Annotated in this window: 1 protein-coding gene; it reads left to right on the plus strand. The window is 67.7% G+C overall.

Going from position 1 to position 1,043, the window contains the following annotated elements; translation table 11 throughout:
- Positions 1-128 precede the first annotated feature (128 nt).
- Positions 129-1,043: cysteine--tRNA ligase (gene cysS, locus ACFXKA_RS43355; protein WP_379431963.1), on the plus strand; the 915-nt coding region annotated here is incomplete at its 3' end.

The following is a 1,043-nucleotide window of genomic DNA, read 5'->3' on the forward strand; positions in this document are numbered from 1 at the left end:
CGGAGAGTCCCCGGACAGCCGTCCGACCGCCCCTGACGAGGGCCGCCGGAGGCGCCCAACGTCACGCTTCGGTGTCCCGTCTCCCCAAGGGGCCCGGTGCACTGCCTCCGGAGCACTACCCTTGTCGGGTGACTATTCGGCTGTACGACACCGGCGCCCGGCAGATTCGTGACTTCACCCCGCTCGTCCCGGGCTGTGTCTCGATCTACCTCTGTGGTGCCACCGTGCAGGCCGCACCGCACATCGGGCACATCAGGTCGGGGCTCAACTTCGACATCCTGCGGCGCTGGTTCACGCACCGCGGCTACGACGTGACCTTCGTACGGAACGTCACCGACATCGACGACAAGATCATCGCCAAGTCGGCCGCGCAGAACCGCCCCTGGTGGGCGATCGGGTACGAGAACGAGCGCGCCTTCAACACCGGTTACGACGTCCTGGGCTGCCTGCCGCCCACCTACGAGCCGCGCGCCACCGGGCACGTCCCCGAGATGATCGAGATGATGCGCGGCCTCATCGAGCGCGGTCACGCCTACGCGAGCGAAGGCAACGTCTACTTCGACGTGCGGTCCTTCCCCGGCTACCTCCAGCTCTCCAACCAGGACATCGACGATCTGCGCCAGCCCTCCGGCGAGGGCGAGACCGGCAAGCGCGACCCGCGCGACTTCGCCATGTGGAAGGCCGTCAAGCCCGGCGAGCCGTTCTGGGAGACCCCCTGGGGCCCCGGCCGGCCCGGCTGGCACCTGGAGTGCTCCGCCATGGCGCACAAGTACCTCGGCAGCGCCTTCGACATCCACGGCGGCGGACTCGACCTGGTCTTCCCGCACCACGAGAACGAGATCGCGCAGGCCAAGGCGTACGGCGACGAGTTCGCCGAGTACTGGGTGCACAACGCCTGGGTCACCATGAGCGGCGAGAAGATGTCCAAGTCGCTCGGCAACTCGGTCCTCGTGAGCGAGATGGTCAAGCACTGGCGCCCCATCGTCCTGCGCTACTACCTCGGCACCCCGCACTACCGCTCGATGATCGAGTACAGCGAGGAG

The sequence above is a fragment of the Nocardia sp. NPDC059228 genome, assembly GCF_042754245.1.
Taxonomy (GTDB): Bacteria; Actinomycetota; Actinomycetes; order Mycobacteriales; family Mycobacteriaceae; genus Nocardia.